17 protein-coding genes are annotated in these 20,493 nt (G+C 37.3%); 16 read left to right on the forward strand and 1 reads right to left on the reverse strand.

All coding sequences use genetic code 11. The features are described 5' to 3' along the window. Window positions 1-40: 40 nt before the first annotated feature. From CZ490_RS20865 to speG, 9 genes are all read left to right on the forward strand, one after another. Window positions 41-337: an ArsR/SmtB family transcription factor gene (locus CZ490_RS20865; RefSeq protein ID WP_077620659.1), complete on the forward strand. Its 297-nt coding sequence runs from the start codon at window positions 41-43 to the stop codon at window positions 335-337. A gap of 57 nt (window positions 338-394) precedes the next feature. After that, entirely contained in the window at window positions 395-1,693 is a 1,299-nt protein-coding gene (locus CZ490_RS20870) for an arsenic transporter (RefSeq protein ID WP_077620660.1), read from the forward strand. 21 nt (window positions 1,694-1,714) lie between these two features. Beyond that, window positions 1,715-2,134 (forward strand): arsenate reductase (thioredoxin), encoded by a 420-nt coding sequence (gene arsC / locus CZ490_RS20875; RefSeq protein WP_077620661.1) that lies wholly within the window; start codon window positions 1,715-1,717, stop codon window positions 2,132-2,134. Between the two features lie 567 nt (window positions 2,135-2,701). Next, window positions 2,702-2,980: a type II toxin-antitoxin system Phd/YefM family antitoxin gene (locus tag CZ490_RS20880; RefSeq protein WP_077620662.1), complete on the forward strand. Its 279-nt coding sequence runs from the start codon at window positions 2,702-2,704 to the stop codon at window positions 2,978-2,980. After that, window positions 2,958-3,293 carry a type II toxin-antitoxin system RelE/ParE family toxin gene (locus tag CZ490_RS20885; protein WP_077620663.1) on the forward strand — a complete coding sequence of 112 codons (336 nt, stop codon included), beginning with the start codon at window positions 2,958-2,960 and terminating at the stop codon, window positions 3,291-3,293. Before CZ490_RS20880 ends, CZ490_RS20885 begins: the two co-directional genes overlap by 23 nt. Window positions 3,294-3,492: 199 nt before the next feature. Further along, complete coding sequence (gene truA, locus CZ490_RS20890) at window positions 3,493-4,230, forward strand: tRNA pseudouridine(38-40) synthase TruA (RefSeq protein ID WP_077620664.1); 738 nt, start codon at window positions 3,493-3,495, stop codon at window positions 4,228-4,230. 68 nt (window positions 4,231-4,298) lie between these two features. Beyond that, complete coding sequence (locus CZ490_RS20895) at window positions 4,299-5,210, forward strand: Gfo/Idh/MocA family protein (protein WP_200801613.1); 912 nt, start codon at window positions 4,299-4,301, stop codon at window positions 5,208-5,210. A gap of 303 nt (window positions 5,211-5,513) precedes the next feature. Continuing rightward, the gene (locus CZ490_RS20900; protein ID WP_077620665.1) at window positions 5,514-6,368 is read left to right on the forward strand and encodes a malate synthase; all 855 of its coding nucleotides are present in this window, start codon (window positions 5,514-5,516) and stop codon (window positions 6,366-6,368) included. Between the two features lie 299 nt (window positions 6,369-6,667). Further along, window positions 6,668-7,183, forward strand: a complete 516-nt coding sequence (gene speG, locus CZ490_RS20905; RefSeq protein ID WP_407639793.1) for a spermidine N1-acetyltransferase — start codon at window positions 6,668-6,670, stop codon at window positions 7,181-7,183. Window positions 7,184-7,738: 555 nt separating this feature from the next. Here speG and CZ490_RS23065 read toward each other — a convergent pair. Beyond that, window positions 7,739-9,460 carry an ABC transporter ATP-binding protein gene (locus CZ490_RS23065; protein ID WP_077620667.1) on the reverse strand — a complete coding sequence of 574 codons (1,722 nt, stop codon included), beginning with the start codon at window positions 9,458-9,460 and terminating at the stop codon, window positions 7,739-7,741. Window positions 9,461-9,616: 156 nt separating this feature from the next. On the opposite strand from CZ490_RS23065, the gene CZ490_RS20915 reads away from it, so the two are divergent. The 7 genes from CZ490_RS20915 (at window position 9,617) to CZ490_RS20945 (ending at window position 20,204) form a co-directional block, all read left to right on the forward strand. Next, the gene (locus tag CZ490_RS20915) at window positions 9,617-11,047 is read left to right on the forward strand and encodes an ABC transporter permease (protein ID WP_077620668.1); all 1,431 of its coding nucleotides are present in this window, start codon (window positions 9,617-9,619) and stop codon (window positions 11,045-11,047) included. A gap of 12 nt (window positions 11,048-11,059) precedes the next feature. Further along, window positions 11,060-12,553 carry an ABC transporter permease gene (locus CZ490_RS20920; RefSeq protein ID WP_077620669.1) on the forward strand — a complete coding sequence of 498 codons (1,494 nt, stop codon included), beginning with the start codon at window positions 11,060-11,062 and terminating at the stop codon, window positions 12,551-12,553. A 47-nt stretch (window positions 12,554-12,600) separates the two neighbouring features. After that, the gene (locus CZ490_RS20925; RefSeq protein WP_077620670.1) at window positions 12,601-14,391 is read left to right on the forward strand and encodes an ABC transporter substrate-binding protein; all 1,791 of its coding nucleotides are present in this window, start codon (window positions 12,601-12,603) and stop codon (window positions 14,389-14,391) included. 791 nt (window positions 14,392-15,182) lie between these two features. After that, a complete protein-coding gene (locus tag CZ490_RS20930) occupies window positions 15,183-16,145 on the forward strand; it encodes a tRNA dihydrouridine synthase (RefSeq protein WP_077620671.1) in 963 nt (320 codons plus the stop codon). Between the two features lie 195 nt (window positions 16,146-16,340). After that, window positions 16,341-17,114 (forward strand): MurR/RpiR family transcriptional regulator, encoded by a 774-nt coding sequence (locus CZ490_RS20935; RefSeq protein ID WP_077620672.1) that lies wholly within the window; start codon window positions 16,341-16,343, stop codon window positions 17,112-17,114. Between the two features lie 118 nt (window positions 17,115-17,232). Then, complete coding sequence (locus CZ490_RS20940; protein ID WP_077620673.1) at window positions 17,233-18,834, forward strand: PTS transporter subunit EIIC; 1,602 nt, start codon at window positions 17,233-17,235, stop codon at window positions 18,832-18,834. A gap of 107 nt (window positions 18,835-18,941) precedes the next feature. Beyond that, on the forward strand, window positions 18,942-20,204 hold the full coding sequence (locus CZ490_RS20945) for a 6-phospho-alpha-glucosidase (RefSeq protein ID WP_407639818.1): 1,263 nt from the start codon (window positions 18,942-18,944) through the stop codon (window positions 20,202-20,204). Window positions 20,205-20,493 lie beyond the last annotated feature (289 nt).

Genomic DNA, 20,493 nt, shown 5'->3' on the forward strand with positions numbered 1-20,493 from the left:
GTTATATAAGTGAATCCTTATGTAGGGAGGAGAAGACTGAATGGAGAACATTGAATTAATGGCAAAACAGCTGAAGGCTGTAAGTGACCCCAACCGCTTAAAGCTATTAGCATGTCTTAAAAAAGGGGAAGTCTGTGTTTGTGATTTTGTTGGTGTTTTGAATATTTCTCAACCGGCAGTTAGTCAACAATTGAAGAAGTTGAAGGACGCTGGAATTGTTGTTGAAAGACCCTCAGGTACATGGAAACATTATCGCTTAAATGATGAGTTGCCTCCATATATTCAGTCTATTATTGATCAATTGCAAGAAATCTCAATTATAAAATGCGATTGTTAATTGATCCGACATCAGGGGGATACTAATACATCTATGTAAGTAGTAGGAGGTTTTAGATTGATATCAGTACTTTTAGCTTCATTTATTTTCTTAATTACACTCGTTTTAGTTATATGGCAGCCTAAGGGTTTATCCATCGGTTGGTCTGCTTGTGGTGGAGCCGTCTTAGCCCTGCTTGTAGGAGTGGTAGATTTTAAGGATGTAGTCGATGTTACATCTATTGTTTGGAACGCCACATTAGCGTTCATTGCTATTATTATTATTTCTTTAATCTTAGATGAAATTGGTTTTTTTGAATGGTCAGCACTACACATGGCACGAGCGGCAAAAGGCAGCGGGGTTCGGATGTTTGTGTATGTATCTATACTAGGCGCGTTGGTTGCAGCCTTATTCGCAAATGATGGAGCTGCTTTAATTTTAACTCCTATTGTATTAGCGATGGTACGAAACCTAAACTTTAATGAAAAAATGGTATTTCCTTTTATCATGGCAAGTGGATTTATTGCAGATACAACATCACTTCCTCTCGTTGTAAGTAACTTAGTTAACATCGTATCTGCCGACTTTTTTGGTATTGGATTTGTAGAGTTTGCTTCAAGAATGATTGTTCCAAACTTCTTCTCATTAGTTGCTAGTATCTTGGTTTTATATCTATTTTTCCGTAAAAGTATTCCAACGAATTATGATATGACTCAATTGAAGAAACCAACAGAAGCAATCCGTGATATGAAAATGTTTCGACTATCCTGGGCTGTGTTAGGGATACTACTTATTGGGTACTTTGCAAGTGAATTTACAGGAATTCCTGTATCCATTATCGCAAGTATAGTAGCCATCTTCTTCTTACTTATGGCAAAAAGAAGTAATGCTGTAAATACCAGGTCTGTTATAAAGGGAGCACCTTGGAATATCGTATTTTTCTCAATTGGTATGTATGTAGTTGTTTATGGACTTCGAAATGAAGGACTTACGGATATATTGTCTGATCTTATTCAAGCTACAGCTGATCAAGGTCTTTTTGCAGCAACAATCGGAATGGGATTCATTGCGGCGATTCTGTCTTCAATCATGAATAACATGCCGACAGTCATGATTGATGCTTTGGCAATCGCAGATACGAATACGACTGGAGTAATAAGAGAGGCACTAATTTATGCAAACGTGATTGGTTCAGATTTAGGACCAAAAATTACGCCTATTGGGTCTCTTGCGACATTATTATGGTTACATGTTCTTTCACAAAAAGGTGTCAAAATCTCATGGGGTACGTATTTCAAAACAGGTATCATACTAACTATTCCAACATTGTTCATTACGTTAGTTGGATTATATATTTGGTTACTTATTATTCATTAAACAAAAAAGGAGATTTCGATTATGTCAAAAAAAACAATTTACTTTTTATGTACAGGTAACTCATGCAGAAGCCAAATGGCAGAAGGATGGGGAAAGAAGTATTTAGGTGATGAGTGGAACGTACTAAGTGCGGGGATAGAAGCACATGGTTTAAACCCAAATGCGGTAAAAGCAATGAAAGAAGTAGGTATTGATATTTCAAACCAAACTTCAGATATTATTGATAATGAAATCCTAAACAATGCTGATTTTGTGGTGACTCTATGCGGAGATGCAGCAGATAAATGTCCAATGACACCACCACATGTTAAACGAGATCATTGGGGCTTTGATGATCCTGCAAAAGCAGAAGGAACAGATGAAGAAAAATGGGCAGTATTCCAGCGAGTTCGTGACCAAATCGGTGAAAGAATCAAACGTTTTGCTGAAACTGGTGAATAATAAAGTCAAAAACCAAGAGGATTTTCTCTTGGTTTTTTTGAATAATAACAGTGACAGATAATTCTTTGAATGGGAAAATAAATAAGGTACAAGCTCCTCAAAGGCATTTGTCCCCTTTTATTATTATCCTCAGTTCCTAGAATGCTCCAATCTGCTTATGTGAAAAAAATCATGTTAAAACGAATCCAATCCTTCAAAAGTGTCACAGTAACAGCCGCAAAAAATCCGCCCTTTTCAAAGAGAAATTTAACTCGTTTCAACACCTACAAATCAAAACTTATAAATCCCATTTTAACAACAGCACAAAAAGAAGGTAGTATAAGAGTGTTATTTGGTTAATGTCAGTTGAGACTATTACAGAACTGTATTACGAATGCTTAGACTCCTTATTGGTTACTTGCTTTAATTTCCCTCGAATCTCAACCAACCCTATGAAAGTCTGATTTCCCCTAAAATTGATTTCCCTTTTTTAGAACACAAGATGATGCTGTATTGTTATATTGTTCTCGTGGTATGTATAGAATAATGTTATAATATGATTAGAATAATGTTATAAGGGAGAATCTTATGAATATCAAACCTTCAACAACAATTCGCCAAGACTATAATGGATTTTCAAAATATTGTCATGAATTAGATGAACCAGTGGTACTCACTCGTAATGGTGAAGCTGATTTGGTCGTGATGAGTCATGAAACATTCAGAAGAATGGAAGCAAGATATAAACTCCAATCCAAGCTTTTGGTTGCAGAAAAGCAGGTTGCGGAAGGCGCAAAATTAGTAAATCATGATGATGTAATCGAAACCATTCGGAGAAAAATTAATGCAGCAAAAGAAAGAAATTAAATATACTCCTTCTGCAATAGACGATATGGATGAAATCTTTTCCTATATTTCACACGATAATGTTGCCGCTGGCGAAAGACTCCTTGAAAATCTAGATTTCCAAATAGAAGGCCTTGCTGAATTTCCTTATATAGGTACAGTGCTTTCTGAGGAGAAATATACTCTAGTTGGACGGGGCTTTCGATTTATAGTAGTACCTCCATATCTGATTTTTTATAAAATAATGGATGATTCAATTATTATTCATAGGATATTACATGGGAGAAGAGATTTTCTTCGTGAACTATTTGATGATTTTCAAAAGGAAAAGTAAATTACCTCTGTATGTATATGTCCACAATATAAAAGAAGATATAGCTTCTTTCATAACACAAATTTACGATGTGGATGTAAAGTATGTAGTCGAAATTATAAAAGCCTAGTCTAAGAGCGGGCTTTTGTTTATCATTTATAATCTACGGGACGTCATAGTGAAGGTAGAATGCAAATAGTAACTCAATAAGGAGAACGCAATGAACAATTATAAATTAACGATTCAATATGATGGTGGCCGTTACAAGGGGTGGCAACGCCTTGGGAATAGTGACAATACAATTCAAGGTAAAATTGAAAATGTATTAACAGAGATGGCAGGAGAAAAGATCGAGATCATTGGATCAGGTAGAACAGATGCAGGAGTACATGCTCTTGCTCAAATCGCTAATTTTAAAATGCGTAAAGATGCAACCGAAGAAGATGTCCAGCAGTATCTAAATAGATATCTTCCTAATGACATTAGTGTTGTGGATGTAACACTAACACATGACCGATTTCATGCTCGCTATAATGCGAAGGATAAAACCTATTTATATAAGATTTGGAACAAGCAGTACTCACATCCCTTCATGCGAAAGTACAGTATGCATGTGGAGGAAAAGCTTGATGTTGAAAAAATGAGAAGGGCATCTCACTATTTTCTTGGCAAGCATGACTTTACTTCCTATTCCAACGCAAAGTCGAAGAAAAAGTCCATGGTGCGTGAAATATACTCACTTGAGATAGCTGAAAATGAGGGCTTTATTGAAATCAAAGTGCGAGGCAATGGCTTCCTATACAATATGGTGAGAAAAATTGTAGGAACGTTAATTGAAGTTGGATTAGGAGAGAAAGATGCTGCATCCATTCCGAGTATTCTCGAATCAAAAGAAAGAATTCAAACAGGTCGTCTGGCGGATGCAGAAGGGTTGTATTTGGAGAAGGTTGGGTTTTAAACTATCACCTTTTGATACAGCGTTTATTAATGGTAAAACTGTGAGAGGCCGAAGAGAGGGATTTGATAGTGATAAAAATCGGAGTTATTGGACTTGGAGATATTGCCCAAAAAGCGTATCTTCCCGTTTATAGTGGATTAAAGGAAATAGAGTTTCATTTTTACACAAGAAACCAAGAAAAGTTACAAGCGATTGCTGACCAGTATCGGTTTGAACATATACACACAAATCTTGAATCTCTGGTGGAGAGTGGAATTAAGGGAGCGTTCGTCCATTCAGCGACATCTTCACATGAAGAAATTGTTGAGATGCTTCTTCATCATGGAATCCATGTGTTTGTGGATAAGCCAATTACAAACAACTATGAAAGTGCTAAGAGATTAGTTGAACTGGCGGAGGATCGAGGTCTTATTCTTATGGTCGGGTTTAATCGTAGATTTGCCCCTTCGTATGTAAGTTTAAAAGAAGCATCAGATCCGAATATGGTGCTGGTTCAGAAAAACCGAAATAATTTGCCTGGTGAGCCAAGAACGTTTATTTTTGATGACTTTATCCATGTAGTAGATACGATGAGGTATTTATTCCCTCACCCGATTGAAGATTTAATCGTGAATGGCCGTCTGGAAAATGGATCTTTATATCATGTTGTCTTTCAATTAGTATCGAAAAGTGGCACGGCAATCGGCATTATGAATAGGGATAATGGAACAACTGAGGAGATTGCCCAAGTTATGGGGCCGTTGGAGAAACGTACGGTCACCAATGTATCCAATCTGGTTATTTCGAAGGGATTGGAAAATAGTGAAGTTCGTAGCAGTGATTGGGAGCCAACCTTGGTTAAAAGAGGGTTCGAGCAAATGGTAAACGATTTTATTCACGCCATCAGCACAAATTCAGAACCTCTCATTTCTGCACGAGATGCATTGAAAACACATGAAATTTGTGAAGAAATTCTAAAGAAATTAGCGGAAAAGAAGTAGTAGTATACAAATATGCTGCATAGGATAAATAAAAGGCACCACTCCTTAAGGATTGGTGCTTTTTAGCGTGTGAGCAGCATGGATTATGCAGTGGAAACAAATAATAAAATTTTATTTTACCTTATAGCAAATTGGGTTGTCAACAATAAATTTGTGGTTTTTACAAAAAAATGTTACAATACTCTTACAATTGTTTTTTTGACTAAAGGAAAAGTCGTGTGGGCTTTAAAAGGTAAGTTATTTGAATGAATAATCGGTAGGTACTAGTATCTGAATATTTATTCTACAAGGAGGACTAGAATAATGAATCTAATCAATAAGAAAGTTACACACAAGCGTTTTGGCATGGGAAGTGTCGTTGATCATAATGACTCAAGTATTGAAATACATTTTGAATCGGAAAATAAAAAATTTGTTTTCCCTGATGTATTCGCAAAGCACCTAAAACTGCATGATAAAAATATCGCGAATTCTCTTGAAAAATTGATACGAGAGAAGCAAGCGGAACTTAAGCAGGAAGAAGAGAAGAAGGAAGAGGCAATTAAATTACAACGAAAAAAACACGAACTTCGTTTGGAATATGAAAAACTTATGAAAAATCATAAGCTTCATCCGGAATCTCAAATGGTTTTCTGGTGTGACACCGAAGAACAGGCTAGTTCTCTTTCTGAGTGGAAGGTTTTTTCAGGTTTGATTAAAAGTGGTGTAAATAAAGGAAAGCCCAACAAACCTATCCGTCTACACCAAAATAGCGCTGTTCTTTTAACATCAGTTGATTCTAGTAAGCCTGAAAAAGACAGACGTATCTTAGGCGTGTATATGGTGAGTGAAGGCTTTATTGGTAAGCTTTGTGAAGACGGAAATATTCCTGCACATTCAAAATACAGACTCCAACTTACAGAACAAGAATCGGATCAGATGCTTTTCTGGAACTATTACGTAAATGAAAAGCTTCCTCACAGGATGACTTGGAATACAGGTAAATACCGCTATTTTGAGAATCTGTGGATGGCTCAAATTTTACGTGATATCGTATCGTTGAAAAGTGACTCACGGGAAAAAGAGCTTGCACAACAGTTCTTTGAACACTTTTGTAAAATCAACCAGATAACAGAGCAAGACTTACCAAAGGCTAATGGCGCTTTAATGCGTAATTAGTGGGTAGCAATAAGAATAAGGCAAACCTACATAATTTACCGCCCATTACTAAATGCGGTTTTTAGCTTATATAAAGCTGTCGCTTGGTTTGAGTTGGTTAATAGGAAAGCAGCTGATATAGAGTGAATCTATACCTTCTGCTTTTTTGTAGTTGTCTTACCTTTTTGACGTGTCTATAAAAAAGCGAGCGAATTCCTTGGCTCTTGAAAACAGCTGAAGTTTTTTCGAAAAAAAGTCAATAAAAGGGGTAAAAAGGAAATACTTAATTGTAAGAGGTTCGAATTCGGAGGATGAAGGTAATGAGTGATGTAAAATTAAGGCCATTAGAACGAGTGGACTTAGGATTTGTCCACAAATTAAATATTAATGCAAACATCATGTCTTATTGGTTTGAGGAGCCATATGAGTCATTTGTAGAATTACAGGATTTATATGATAAACATATTCACGATCAGGGTGAACGAAGATTTATTGTGCAAAAAGGCGATGAAATGGTAGGACTGGTAGAATTAGTAGAGATAGATTATATCCATCGTCGGGTTGAATTCCAAATTATTATTGATCCAAATCACCAAGGACATGGATATGCCAAGTCTGCAACATACTTAGCAATGGACTATGCGTTTTCCGTTTTAAATATGTATAAACTGTATTTAATCGTTGATAAAACCAATGAAAAGGCGATACACATTTATCAAAAACTTGGTTTTCAGTTTGAAGGAGAACTAATCGATGAATTTTTCGTTGGTGGCGAATATCATAATGCAATAAGAATGTGTATGTTCCAACATCAGTATTTTAGTAGGGATTCTTGAGGCTTATTAGAAAAACACGTTTAAAAAATAAATGCCCTATCGTTAGATTATGCGCAGTAGCACCAAATCTGGTAAAAGCATGCATAACCTACATTTGCGCATGCTTTAATAGCACTTTTACTTTAAAACCATTTGCAAATGGATAAACATTCCAAATAATGTCACTTTTGGACCTGTATTTACCTGATATTGGAACTTTCGCATGAAATAATGGCACCCAATCTAGTAAAAGCATGCATAACCTACATTTGCGCATGCTTTAATAGCAATTTTACTTTAAAACCATGCGCAAATGGATAAGTATTCCAAATAATGTCGCGTTTGGACCTATATTTACCTAATATTGGAACATTCGCATGAAATAGTGGCACCCAATCTAGTAAAAGCATGCATAACCTACATTTTCGCATACTTTAATAGTATTTTAACTTTAAAACCATTTGTAAATGGATAAACATTCCAAATAATGCCGCATTTGGACAGAATAGAAAGACTACCTACTATAAAGGCCTATTCCTCCTGCGTGATATATGCAGATGGAATAGGCCACGTTAATTATGCTAATACGAAATGTCCAGGTTTTACTTCCTGTAATGTCTCTTGACTGAAATCAAAACTGGGCAATTCCGACATTTCTTGCTTCAGTTTATTTCTCTCGATTGCAGGGTCCGGAACTGGGACTGTTGCTAGCAGTGATTTTGTGTAAGGATGGAGCGGATTGCCATAAAGTTCTTCACTTTCGGCAAGTTCAATAATCTTACCTGCATTCATAACGGCCACTCTGTCACTGATATGCTTCACCATCGATAGATCATGGGCGATAAATAAGTAGGTTAACCCCAGTTTTTTCTGTAAGTCTTTTAATAGGTCCACGATTTGTGCTTGCATGGATACATCCAGCGCAGATAACGGTTCATCACAAACAATGAATTTTGGATTTACGGCAAGAGCCCGGGCGATACCAATTCGTTGGCGCTGACCACCTGAAAATTCATGTGGGAATCGTTGTGCATGTTCTTTTTCCAGGCCGACAAGCTCTAATAACTCCTCAACGCGAGCCTTCCGTTCTGCCTTGTTTTTCACCAATTTGTGAATATCTAAGGAATGTCCGATAATATCTAGAACCTTCATGCGCGGATTAAGTGATGCATATGGATCTTGGAAGATAATCTGGATTTCCCTGCGAAGTTGCTTTAATTCTTTCTTATTTAGTCGATTGATCGCAATACCCTTATAGAGGATTTCTCCTTCGGTTGCATCTTGCAAGCGTAACAACAGCCTTCCGGTGGTCGATTTTCCAGAGCCTGATTCACCAACGAGGCCCAGGGTTTCGCCCGGTTGAATCGAAAAGCTAATAGAATCGACAGCTTTTAACGTTCTACCTCCGCCTAATGGATAGATCTGCTTTAATTTTCGTACCTCAAGTAAGGGGCGATCTGGATTAATATCTTCTGGTAAATCGAGTTGACCCTTCGGTTGTTTCTTTTCATCTAACCGAGGTAAGGCATTTAATAGTTTTTTTGTATAAGGATGTTGAGGTGAGGAGAATATCTTCTCTGTTGTATTGGTCTCAACGACTTCTCCCTTTTTCATGACAACAACCCGGTCACACATTCCTGCAACAACCCCTAGATCATGAGTGATTAAGATGATGGAAGTGCCGAACTGCTTTTGTATTTTCTTCATCAAACGTAAGATTTGTGCCTGAATTGTTACATCAAGTGCTGTTGTTGGTTCATCTGCAATCAATAACTTCGGTCGACACGCAAGTGCCATGGCAATCATAGCTCGCTGTCTCATACCTCCTGAAAACTCATGAGGGTATTGATTGTACCGTTCTTCTGGGTTTTTAATTCCGACCAGTTGCAGCATTTCGATGGACTGTTGCTTAGCATCTTTTGATGATAGACCTTGATGCTTAATTAAGACTTCGTCGATTTGTTTTCCGACCTTAATGGTTGGATTTAATGAGGACATGGGGTCCTGGAAAATCATACTAATCTCTTTTCCGCGAACTTTCTCCATTTCGTTATCAGTAAAAGAAGAAATCTGTTTACCGTCAAATTCAATAGAACCTTCTTTCATTAATGCTGGGGGGGACGGTAACAGCTTCATAATCGATCGAGCCGTAACGCTTTTCCCAGAACCAGACTCTCCAACTATACCAAGTGTCTCCCCTTTGCGAACGTCGAAGGTAACGCCTTTGACAGCTTCGAAATCTTCATTATTAGATAGGAAAGATATATGCAAATTGTTGACTGTAAGTAATTTTTCCATTGTGAAGTGCCTCTTTTTCTAGTAATTATATATATGAATTTTTTTAAGTTGACATGTAAATGCTTTATCAATATACTTTTATACTGTTACAGGTTTTAATATACACTAAAACAATCGGAATTATCAAGATTTATAATCTCCTAGGGGGGTGAGTATTTGCTTTCTGAACAGGATCGTACAAAAGAACAAATAGATTCTAGATTTGCAAAATACTATCGTATTATTCGTTCACAGCCTTTATTGCATTTTTTCTTTATACTACTTGGGCTTCCTGTTCATTTGGTTACTTGGATTTATTACCAATTTAAATCTACTAACTCGTCTTATAAGCAATTACTCCAAAAAGAGACAGAAGCGATTCAACACTCTGCTACATACGGCGAATGGATTGAGCGTTACGAAGACCAATATAAAAGTAAAAAGCGATATTTCAATGAACCGTTAAATGAGCAAGAGATGCATCGTGAGGCTAGGGAGCTTGCAGATGAACAGGCTGAAGACTTGGCTAAAGCTAGAATGATAGATAGTAACATTAAAGAATCGACCTATCAACAATTCTTTGAAGGGTGTTTAAATAAGCCTTCCTTTATTAGGGTTAGTTTTATACCAGGTATCCTCATGTATTTGTTCTTATGGATTTATTCCAAATATATTCTACGATATATATTCGAGCGCTTACTGATGACGATCTTCGTGATTGTATCGGTAGCATTCTTTGTTTTTACAATTTTGCACTTTTCACCATCGGATCCAGCTGCAAACATTCTAGGGGAAGCAGCTACGATGGAACAGCGAGAGGAATTTAATCGCCAATACGGTCTCGATAGGCCGTATATCGTACAGCTTACGGATGCAATAAAAGGGATCCTAACCTTCGATTTAGGGTTTTCCTATACAGGTAATGAGAACATTGCCGAAAGCATAGCGAATAAGTTTCCTATTACGTTGTTAATTGCCGTATTATCCTTGTTGATGGCTATCATTATAGCGATTCCAGTTGGTATTATATCGGCAGCAAAGCGTAATTCCATTTGGGATTACAGTTTTATGTTTATCGCCCTAATCGGGTTATCGATACCAAATTTCTGGCAGGGATTAGTATTTATTTTAAACTTCTCTATTAAATGGCATTTGTTACCGGCGACCTATTCACCAAAAGACTGGCTCTCCATTATTATGCCGGTTATTGTACTCGGAACAGGTTTGACGGCATCGATTGCTCGGATGACACGTTCATCCATTCTTGAGGTAATCAATGAGGATTACATTGTGACAGCGAAGGCCAAGGGATTGAAGCCTAGAAAGATTTTAATCCAGCATGCTTTAAGGAATGCGATGATTCCAATTATTACTGTGATCGGCTTACAGTTTGGCGGAATGCTTGGTGGTGCCGCAGTTACGGAGAAGGTCTTCAATATAAGCGGATTAGGAAGCTATATAGTGGATAAGCAATTTGTACCTGATATTCCATCAATCTTGGCCGGAGTGGTCTATATCGCAATTACAATTTCTCTTGTAAACCTTGTGGTTGATATAATTTACGCATTATTGAATCCGAGAATTCGTTCTCAAATGAAAAGTTCTTAAGAGGTGAATGAAATGACGCCACAACAGGAGTTTACACTAAAACAATCACAAGATTATAAGAATGCTAATTTCTCTCTGAGTCTTTCATTCGTATTAACGTTGATATTTGCTTTCAACGCCTATGATTTTTCACAAGGGATTTGGAGTGTAGCATGGGTAATTGTATCGGCTGCTTATTTTGTTACAACCATATGGCAAGGTCTCATTGCTCTTCTTCTCAGAAAGGATTTAGTAACCTTCGGGGCTGTTCAGAAGCGCACAAGACTCTTGAGTGCTGTTCAAATACTCAGCATTTTTGTCGGGAATATCTTTACCGCGACATTTGCGTTTCGAATGTTAAAAAAGAAGGACTCGATTGAGTACACGTTTGCCTATTATATGTTTCTTACGCATTTTCTGGTTTTTGCCATTTCACTGTTCAATTTGTTTAAACCATATGTTTCGAATAGTTTCGTGATTACGATGACACTATTACTAGTCGCGATGGTCATAGAGTTCATCCTGATCATCATCCTTGCTAGAACTGATTTAGAAAAGGGTGTAAAACCACTTTTTAAATGGTTTGGTATTATCGTATTTTTGATTGGACTAACAGGTAACTTTTTTGGTTTAATACTTGGCTATAGTTTGGTAATGAAGTCAGTAAGCAGTGATGGATCCACCATTGATAAATGGAATAAATTTTGGTTGAGCATGGCCAATAATTTTACTGCTATGCTTGGGTTTTTATTCGTGTTTTTAATGTTTGCGATCTCAATTGTTAGTTACGGAACCTTTGTTGGTACCTTTGCTACAGACAATGCCTATGATTCACTCCTTTTAGAACCAAGCTTGGCACATCCTTTTGGCACCGATAATTTTGGTAGAGATGTCTTTACTCGAATTATTTTTGGAGCAAGGATTTCCTTGATTGTGGGTCTATTGACAACAGTAATCCCATTAGTAATTGGTGGATTTCTAGGTGCCATCTCTGGTTATTATCAAAAAGCGGTTGATAATATTATTATGAGATTGCTAGATGTGCTGTACGCTGTGCCAGGGATTCTTTTAGCGATTGCGATTATAGCCGCATTTGGATCAAGTACGTTTAATTTAATTATCGCATTAAGTGTTGGTTCTATTCCGACCTATGCGAGAACGATGCGGGCAAATGTCTTGATGGTTTCAAACTTGGAATTTGTTGAAGCAGCCAAAGCGTTAGGAGAAAAAGAATGGAAAATAATCTTTAAACAGATTGTTCCCAATGCCTTTGCTCCGATGATAGTTAAAGCTTCGTTAACAATTGGTACGGCAGTTATTGCGACAAGTTCATTAAGTTTCTTAGGCTTGGGTGTGGAACCACATATTCCTGAATGGGGCAATATACTAAAAATCGGAAGTATGTATCTAGAAACCAACCCATACTTAGCGATTTTTCCTGGTATCGCGATTATTCTATTGGTTCTCTCCTTTAACTTCCTGGGGGATGGTTTACGGGATGCGCTAGATCCAAAATTAGATTCATAGTTTTTACTTTTAAATAACAATACAAAACGAAATGAGGTTCAATACTAATGAAGAAATTAGGTTTTCTACTACTAGCACTTATGCTGCTTTTAACAGGCTGTCTTCAAACTGAATCAGATGTAAGTGATGATGCTAAATCAGATTCAAAAGGGGAAGCACCAACGATTGAAATTTTAGGAATGGCAACAAGCGAAGATGATATGAACATTTTACGTGACCAGTTAACAAAAAGTGGTTTCAGTGTAAAATTAAATATCCAACCAGATTACGGCAGCTTTACTGCACAAAAAGAAGCGGGTAATTTTGATCTAGCAGTAAGTAGCTGGACAACTGTTACGGGTAACCCAGATTACGCCGTTCGTTCCTTATTTACTTCTGACGGTGATAATAGCTTATTCGCTGATGAAAAAGTGGATGAATTAGTTGAAAAAGCAGCTACTCAATTACCAGAAGAATACCAAGAAACATACAAAGAATTAGAACAACACGTTGTTTTAGATAATGCCTATATTGTACCGCTATTTACTTCCTATAAAGCGCAAGCTGTTAACGAACAATTGATAGATGAATCAACTGTTCGTCTACCAAAATCAAGAGCGGCAGTGTGGGAAAAATATGATTTCAAAGATCAATCAAAACGTGATAGTGAGGCGTTGATTGTACATCAGGCTATTGGCTCGTTAACTTCTTTAGACCCAATCAAAGGTAATGATGGTTCAATCAATACATTAAATACAAATATGTATGTACGTTTAGTAAACCTAACTGATGATGACCAAGTAGTATCCGATGGTTCTCTTTCTCTAAATCATGCGATTGCTGAAGGAAGCGAAGACTACTACTTCTTACTTCGTGATGATATTAATTTCGCGGCTGTAAGTGATAATAAAGCAGTTGATACGGGTGAACGTGTTGGAGCAGAAGATGTTGTCTTTTCTCTAAACCGTGCAAAGGATTCAAAATCTGTTCCTGACCACCGTACATTCAGTCTGCATGAAAACATGGAAGAAATCTCGATCGTGACTGATGCAAGCGAGCTTGATGGAAAAACGGCAGATGGCAAAACAATTCGTGAAGCACTAGAAGATGGAATTGGCCAAGAAATCTCTCAATTAGTATCAGATAAAACAAAAGCAGATAACAATTCTGGTGTGTATCAGGTTGTGAAAGTAACAACTGTGAACCCATTCCCACAGGTATTGAATTATTTAGCTCACCAATCTGCTGGTATCGTTTCACAAAAACAAGTGGAAAGCATCAATACGTATGATGTAGCAAGCTTTGATATTAATAAAGATATCCCTTATGGAGATCAACGAACTGTAACAGAAGGGGCAAGCTACGATAATCATCTATATGCGAGTGGCCCATATATCTTAACTTCTAAAAATGATTATGAAGCACATTTTGTTAAAAACCCTGCTTATATGGCTGGAACCGAAAATGAACCGAACATCTCTGAAGTTGTTGTGAAGTTCATCCAAGATTCAGACAGTGCTTTATCTGCATTACGTAACGGAGAAATTCATATTTTAAATGGTGTACCTGAAACAAAATATGATCTTGTAAACGAAGATGAAAAATTAACACTTCAACAAAACAAGAGTAATGGAGTTTCTTACCTTGCATTCAATATGAATGGCCGTGAAGTGTCAGAAAGCGCAGCATTACGTAAGGCAATTCTTTATTCTGTGAACCAAGAGGAATTCATTACGTTCTACCAAGGTAACAAAATGAAGGCTGTTTCAACAGTAAGTCCTCTAGTTAACACAGGTTTAGAAGTTGTTGCCGATAGTGCAAAAGCAAAAGAATTTTTGAATGAGTATTTGAGTAAATAAGTTAGGTTAAAATGATGAAGTGCCCGTCTCTTGTGTGGTTTGAATAAGAGGCGGGCACTTTTGTGGTTTAGACATGTGGTAAGGGGCGCGTGGCTTTATATTGGATGTTAATCATTTGAGCGTGTGCTTAATGCATGCGAATGTTGGTTATGCGCATGGTTTTAACACATTTTTCTTTTAAAAAGATGTAGAAATGGAAAATAATAAGATTTTTGATCAATGTGTAGGCCATATTTTCCAAGTCCTGGAACTAGCGCGTGCGGAATTACCAACCGACCCATCGAAAGCATGCGAATAGTGGATTTGCGCATGGTTTTAACACTTTTTTCTTTTAAAAAGATGTGAAAGTGGAAAATAATAACTTTTTTTGATCAATGTTGAGGCTATGTTTTCCAAGTCCTGGAACTTGCGCATGCGGAAATACCAACCGACCCATCGAAAGCATGCGAATAGTGGATTTGCGCATGGTTTTAACACTTTTTTCTTTTAAAAAGATGTGAAAGTGGAAAAAAATAACATTTTTGATCAATGTGTAGGCCGTATTTTCCAAGTCCTGGAACTAGCGCATGCAAAGTTACCATCCGACCCATCAAGTACATGCGAATGTTTCGTTTAATCTCAAAAATATCTCGGAACAAAACTGGATGACCTATTATAAAATCCAATCTGGTGAAAATAAACAGTTTCAATCTGTTTGATAAAAAGTGTGGAATCATGATATAAGTGTAAAAGATGATATTTTGGGAGTAGGTGTAACCTAGCATCCCATAATGAGAGGATTTGAATGAAAGATGAACGAAAATTTCTGGCGTGAATTACCACGGCCATTTTTTATACTAGCACCCATGGAAGACGTGACAGATGTTGTCTTTCGGCATGTCGTTAGTAAAGCGGCGAGACCAGATGTGTTTTTTACGGAGTTTACAAACACGGACAGTTACTGTCATCCAGAAGGACAGCAAAGTGTACGAGGACGTTTGACGTTTACAGAAGATGAACAACCTATTGTGGCACATATATGGGGCGATAAACCTGAACACTTCCGGAAAATGAGTATCGGTATGGCTGAACAAGGTTTTCGGGGTATCGATATCAATATGGGCTGTCCTGTAGATAATGTGATTGAGGATGGAAAAGGATGCGGACTGATTCGTCGTCCAGAGGTTGCAGCTGAATTAATCCAAGCAGCAAAAGCAGGTGGATTGCCTGTAAGTGTGAAAACAAGGCTTGGTTTCGCAGAAGTTGACGAATGGCGTGACTGGCTCACACACATATTGAAACAAGACATTGTTAATTTATCGATTCATTTGCGTACAAGAGAGGAAATGAGCAAAGTGGATGCTCATTGGGAATTGATACCGGAGATCAAGAAACTTCGTGATGAGGTGGCCCCAAATACTCTTTTAACGATTAATGGCGATATTCCTGATCACCAAACGGGTATGAAGCTCGCTCAACAATACGGTGTGGATGGAATTATGATAGGGCGAGGGATTTTTAAAAACCCGTTTGCCTTTGAGAAGGAACCAAGAGAACATAGCAGTGAGGAATTGCTTGAACTTCTGCGATTGCATCTTGATCTTTTTGACGAGTATGCACATTTGCAGTCACGTTCTTTGGGACAACTTCGTCGCTTTTTTAAGATTTATGTTAAGGGATTTCGAGGGGCAAGTGAGTTAAGAAACCAGTTGATGAGCGCAAAGTCAACGGATGCAGTGCGCGAATTACTAGATGAGTTTCAGTCGGAGTCTTGATCTTGATGCAACGGGGAACAGTAAACTAGTGTCTTACAGATAGGCATTACAAATTTCACTATAGAATTAATATTTTCCCGGATTGCTTCAAAGGAATCCGGGATTTTTTTTCGTCCGCCACTATTTGATTGAACGACTAGAGATGAGGCATAATAAAAACGATTATTAGAGGCACAAGAATGAGAGTGATTAGGTTTGATTGATATTAGTAAAATTATTCAAGGGAAAAGTTTAACGGATTTAGACGTTCAAATCGTTAAATATATCGTAAGTAATATTGATAATGTTTTACAAAAAGGAGTACGTGAAATTGCTAAAGAGAATTTCACATCGCCTGCTACTGTTATTCGCTTATCGAAAAAGTTAGGCTATACCGGATTTGTGGATATGTATTATCAACTCTTACCAATGATTAAGAAGGTAGAGGTACCCCAAAATGGTGAAACAGAAGACTTTTTGCAGATAACTCAATCTGATTTTTTAACCCTAAATTCAATAGAAAATATTGAAACATTTATCAGGAAAGTTTTACAACTAGAGCAGAAATATATATTTATATATGCCACCGGTTTTTCATCCATAGCTGCAGAGTATTTTTATAAAAAACTATTAGTATTAGGTCGGAAAACAATTATTGCCAGCGCTACTGATTCAGTTGGCATATTTGAAAATAACCTTGAGGATATCGGGGCATTAGTTGTTATATCAAAGTCGGGTGAGACACAAACTGTAATTGATAAGTTGCATGCAGCCAAAGAACATCATGTGTTTACTGCATCTTTCACGAAGGAAACGGAGAATCGTATTGCCGAACTATCTGAATTAAATTTTAAAATTTCGGATGACAATAAGCTAGATGATCGAAATATGCTGCCAAACAGCTTCTTTCCTAAAATGCTATTGCTATTTGAATTCATTCTTAAGCAGTATGTTGAGAATCTAAGCGCGAAAAAGAATAGTAACCAATGAAACGTGTTTCAATATGTGAAACACGTTTTTAATCATGCTGAAACTATCGACTATAAAACGCTTGCATTGTATTCTAAACGTGTCGAAAGAAATTAAGTGATGTAGGAGGTGCGGCTAAATGAAAGCTCAATTGATGGAAGGTATGCAGCGCTTTTCAAAAGCGATGTTCATTCCAGTGCTTATTTTGCCGATTGCAGGTATATTAATTGCTCTAGGAAATTTATTTACAAATGCAAGGTTATTAGAAGTTATTCCATTTTTAGATAATCCTATTACGACTGGCTTCGGTTCAATATTAACCGGATCGCTTGTTTCGATACTTGGAAACTTGGGACTGATTTTCTGTGTTGGTATTACTGTAGGGTTAGCTAATAAGGAAAAAGCAGTTGCTGGTTTTACAGCTTTGTTAGGTTATTTGGTATTTGTGAATGCGATGAATCGTTTTATGGACCTAAGCGGGGTATTGTTCCAAGGTGACTCCCTGCAAGGTACTGGACAAACTCTTGTTTTAGGTGTTCAAATCCTTGATATGGGCGTTTTTCTCGGAATTATTCTTGGGATTGTAACCGCTCTCGTTCATAACAGATTTGTTGATATAGAATTTAACGGTGCTTTCCAAATCTACGGTGGATCTCGTTTTGTTTTTATTGTACTCATTCCAGTAGTTGTACTTTTATCCATCGCTCTAACGTATATTTGGCCGTTCTTCCAAGGTGGCATTAACAATCTTGGTACGCTTATAAATCACAGTGGTAGCTTTGGGATATTCTTATACGGTATGTTGGAACGTTTATTAATTCCAACTGGGCTGCACCACTTAATCTATACACCATTTTTATACACTTCATTAGGTGGTGTAGCAGAGGTTGGTGGACAAGTCTTTGAAGGTGCTAGAAATATTTACTATGCGGAGATAGCAGATCCAACTGTAAAACAGCTTTCGTCATCCGTTGTTTGGGATGCACGTGGTATTTCAAAAATGTTTGGTCTAATTGGTGCTTGTTTAGCGATGTATCATACGGCAAGGCCTGAAAACAAGGCAAAGGTTAAGGCAATTTTGATTCCTGCCGCCGTTACTTCTTTTATCGCTGGTGTTACAGAACCAATTGAATTCTCGTTCATGTTCGTTGCACCATTACTATTTGTTGTACATGCTGCTTTAAGTGGCTTAGCAATGGTGACATTTAGTCTCTTAGATGTAAGAGCAATTGGGCCGAACGGTATGATTGACTTCCTGTTGTTCAATTTACCACTTGGAATCGAAAAAACAAGCTGGCCTATGTACATTTTAATCGGTTTAGTCTTCTTTGTTATCTACTATGTCCTATTCCGCTTCTTAATTCAGAAATTTAACTTCAAGACAGTCGGAAGAGAAGAAGAAGGCCAAGAGACAAAATTATATACGAAGAAGGATCTAAAGGAAAAGCAAAGCCAAGAAAAAACTGGAACCTCTGGTTCGCAAGGTTCAACTGGTATTGCTCCAGTAATTGTGGATGCTTTAGGTGGAGCAAGTAACATTCAAACAGTAACAAATTGTTATACTAGGCTTCGTTTAACGTTGGATAATCCAGAGATGGTTAATGAGGAAGTCTTGAAACGTGAAACAGGTGCCAGTGGAGTTGTAATTAAGGATAAAAATGTTCAGGTTGTTTATGGCCTACAGGTGACAACGGTAAGAAAAGCTGTTGACAGCTATTTAGGATTAACAACAGACGAATAAACAAGTATTAAAAAAACAAAGAATGCTAGAAGGGAATGGAGAAAATGAAAAAGTTTTCAGTTGTAATTGCAGGTGGAGGAAGTACCTATACGCCGGGCATTGTTATGATGTTATTAGATAATCTAGACCGTTTTCCACTTCGAAAATTAAAATTATATGATAATGACAGTGAAAGACAAGCAGTTTTAGGGGAAGCAATTGAGGTTGTTCTAAAAGAAAATGCACCAGATATTGAATATTGTTTTACAACTGACCCAGAAGAGGCATTTACTGATATCGATTTCTGTTTTGCTCATATCCGTACAGGAAAATATGAAATGCGCGAAAAGGACGAGAAAATACCATTAAAGCACGGTGTTGTTGGACAAGAAACGTGCGGACCTGGTGGGATTGCATATGGGATGAGAAGCATCGGTGATATGATTGAGCTAATCGACATTATGGAAAAATATTCTCCAGAGGCGTGGATGTTAAACTACTCGAATCCGGCATCCATTGTAGCAGAAGCTTGCCGCGTTCTTCGTCCAGATTCTAAAGTGTTAAATATTTGTGATATGCCTGTGGGCACACTACGCAGAATATCACATATTATAGGCAAGGACCCACAAGACTTAGAAGTACGTTACTTCGGCTTAAACCACTTTGGTTGGTGGACAAGTGTAAAAGATAAGGAAGGCAACGAATATCTTCCGCAAATTCGCGATTATGTAGCTGAGAACGGATATCTAACTCAAAAAGAAGTAGATACTCAGCATACTGATGCAAGTTGGCAGGAAACACATAAAAAGGCCAAAGACCTACTAGCGGTCGATCCTAGATTCTTGCCAAATACGTATTTAAAATATTATTTATACCCTGATTATGTAGTAAAAACTTCAAATCCAGATTACACAAGAGCGAATGAAGTTATTGCGGGTAGAGAAAAGACGGTCTTTTCAACAGCAAGAACAATCATTGAAAGAGGAACAGCGGAAGGCTGTGAATTTGAAATGGGTGCACATGCGACATTCGTTGTTGATTTAGCCCGTGCAATTGCATTTAATACACATGAAAGAATGTTATTAATTGTTGAAAACAATGGTACAATTGCTAACTTTGATGATGATGCTATGGTAGAAGTTCCGTGTATTGTCGGCAATAACGGTCCAGAACCATTGAGCCAAGGAAAAATTCCTGAATTCCAAAGAGCGTTAATGTACCAGCAAGTAACCGTTGAAAAATTAGTTGTACAGGCTTATGTAGAAGGAAGTTACCAAAAGTTATGGCAAGCTTTAACACTTTCAAAAACAGTACCGAGCGCAAAAGTAGCGAAAGATATCTTAGATGATTTAATTGAAGCTAACAAAGGTTACTGGCCGGAGTTAAACTAATAAATCAAACACTCAGCATTGTGTAGCTTTGTAGTTACTTTAAGAGTTAACTAGAAAAATAGAATATTAAGCTAAAGGGCTGTCATCAAAAGTCATAATCAATGATTTTTCGGACAGCCCCTTTATATATATAAGCCTTTTAAGTGCTATTATACATGTAAAGATATATAGCAATCCTCATATAATACCTCCATTTTACTTTTCTCATGAACTACCTTCATCCCTTTAACTTCCTTTTGTTACGTCTAATCTTATGGTTACGAATAAAGTATGATTCAATGAATGAAAA

It is taken from the genome of Litchfieldia sinesaloumensis (genome assembly GCF_900156865.1).
GTDB classification, from domain to species: domain Bacteria; phylum Bacillota; class Bacilli; order Bacillales; family Bacillaceae_L; genus Ferdinandcohnia; species Ferdinandcohnia sinesaloumensis.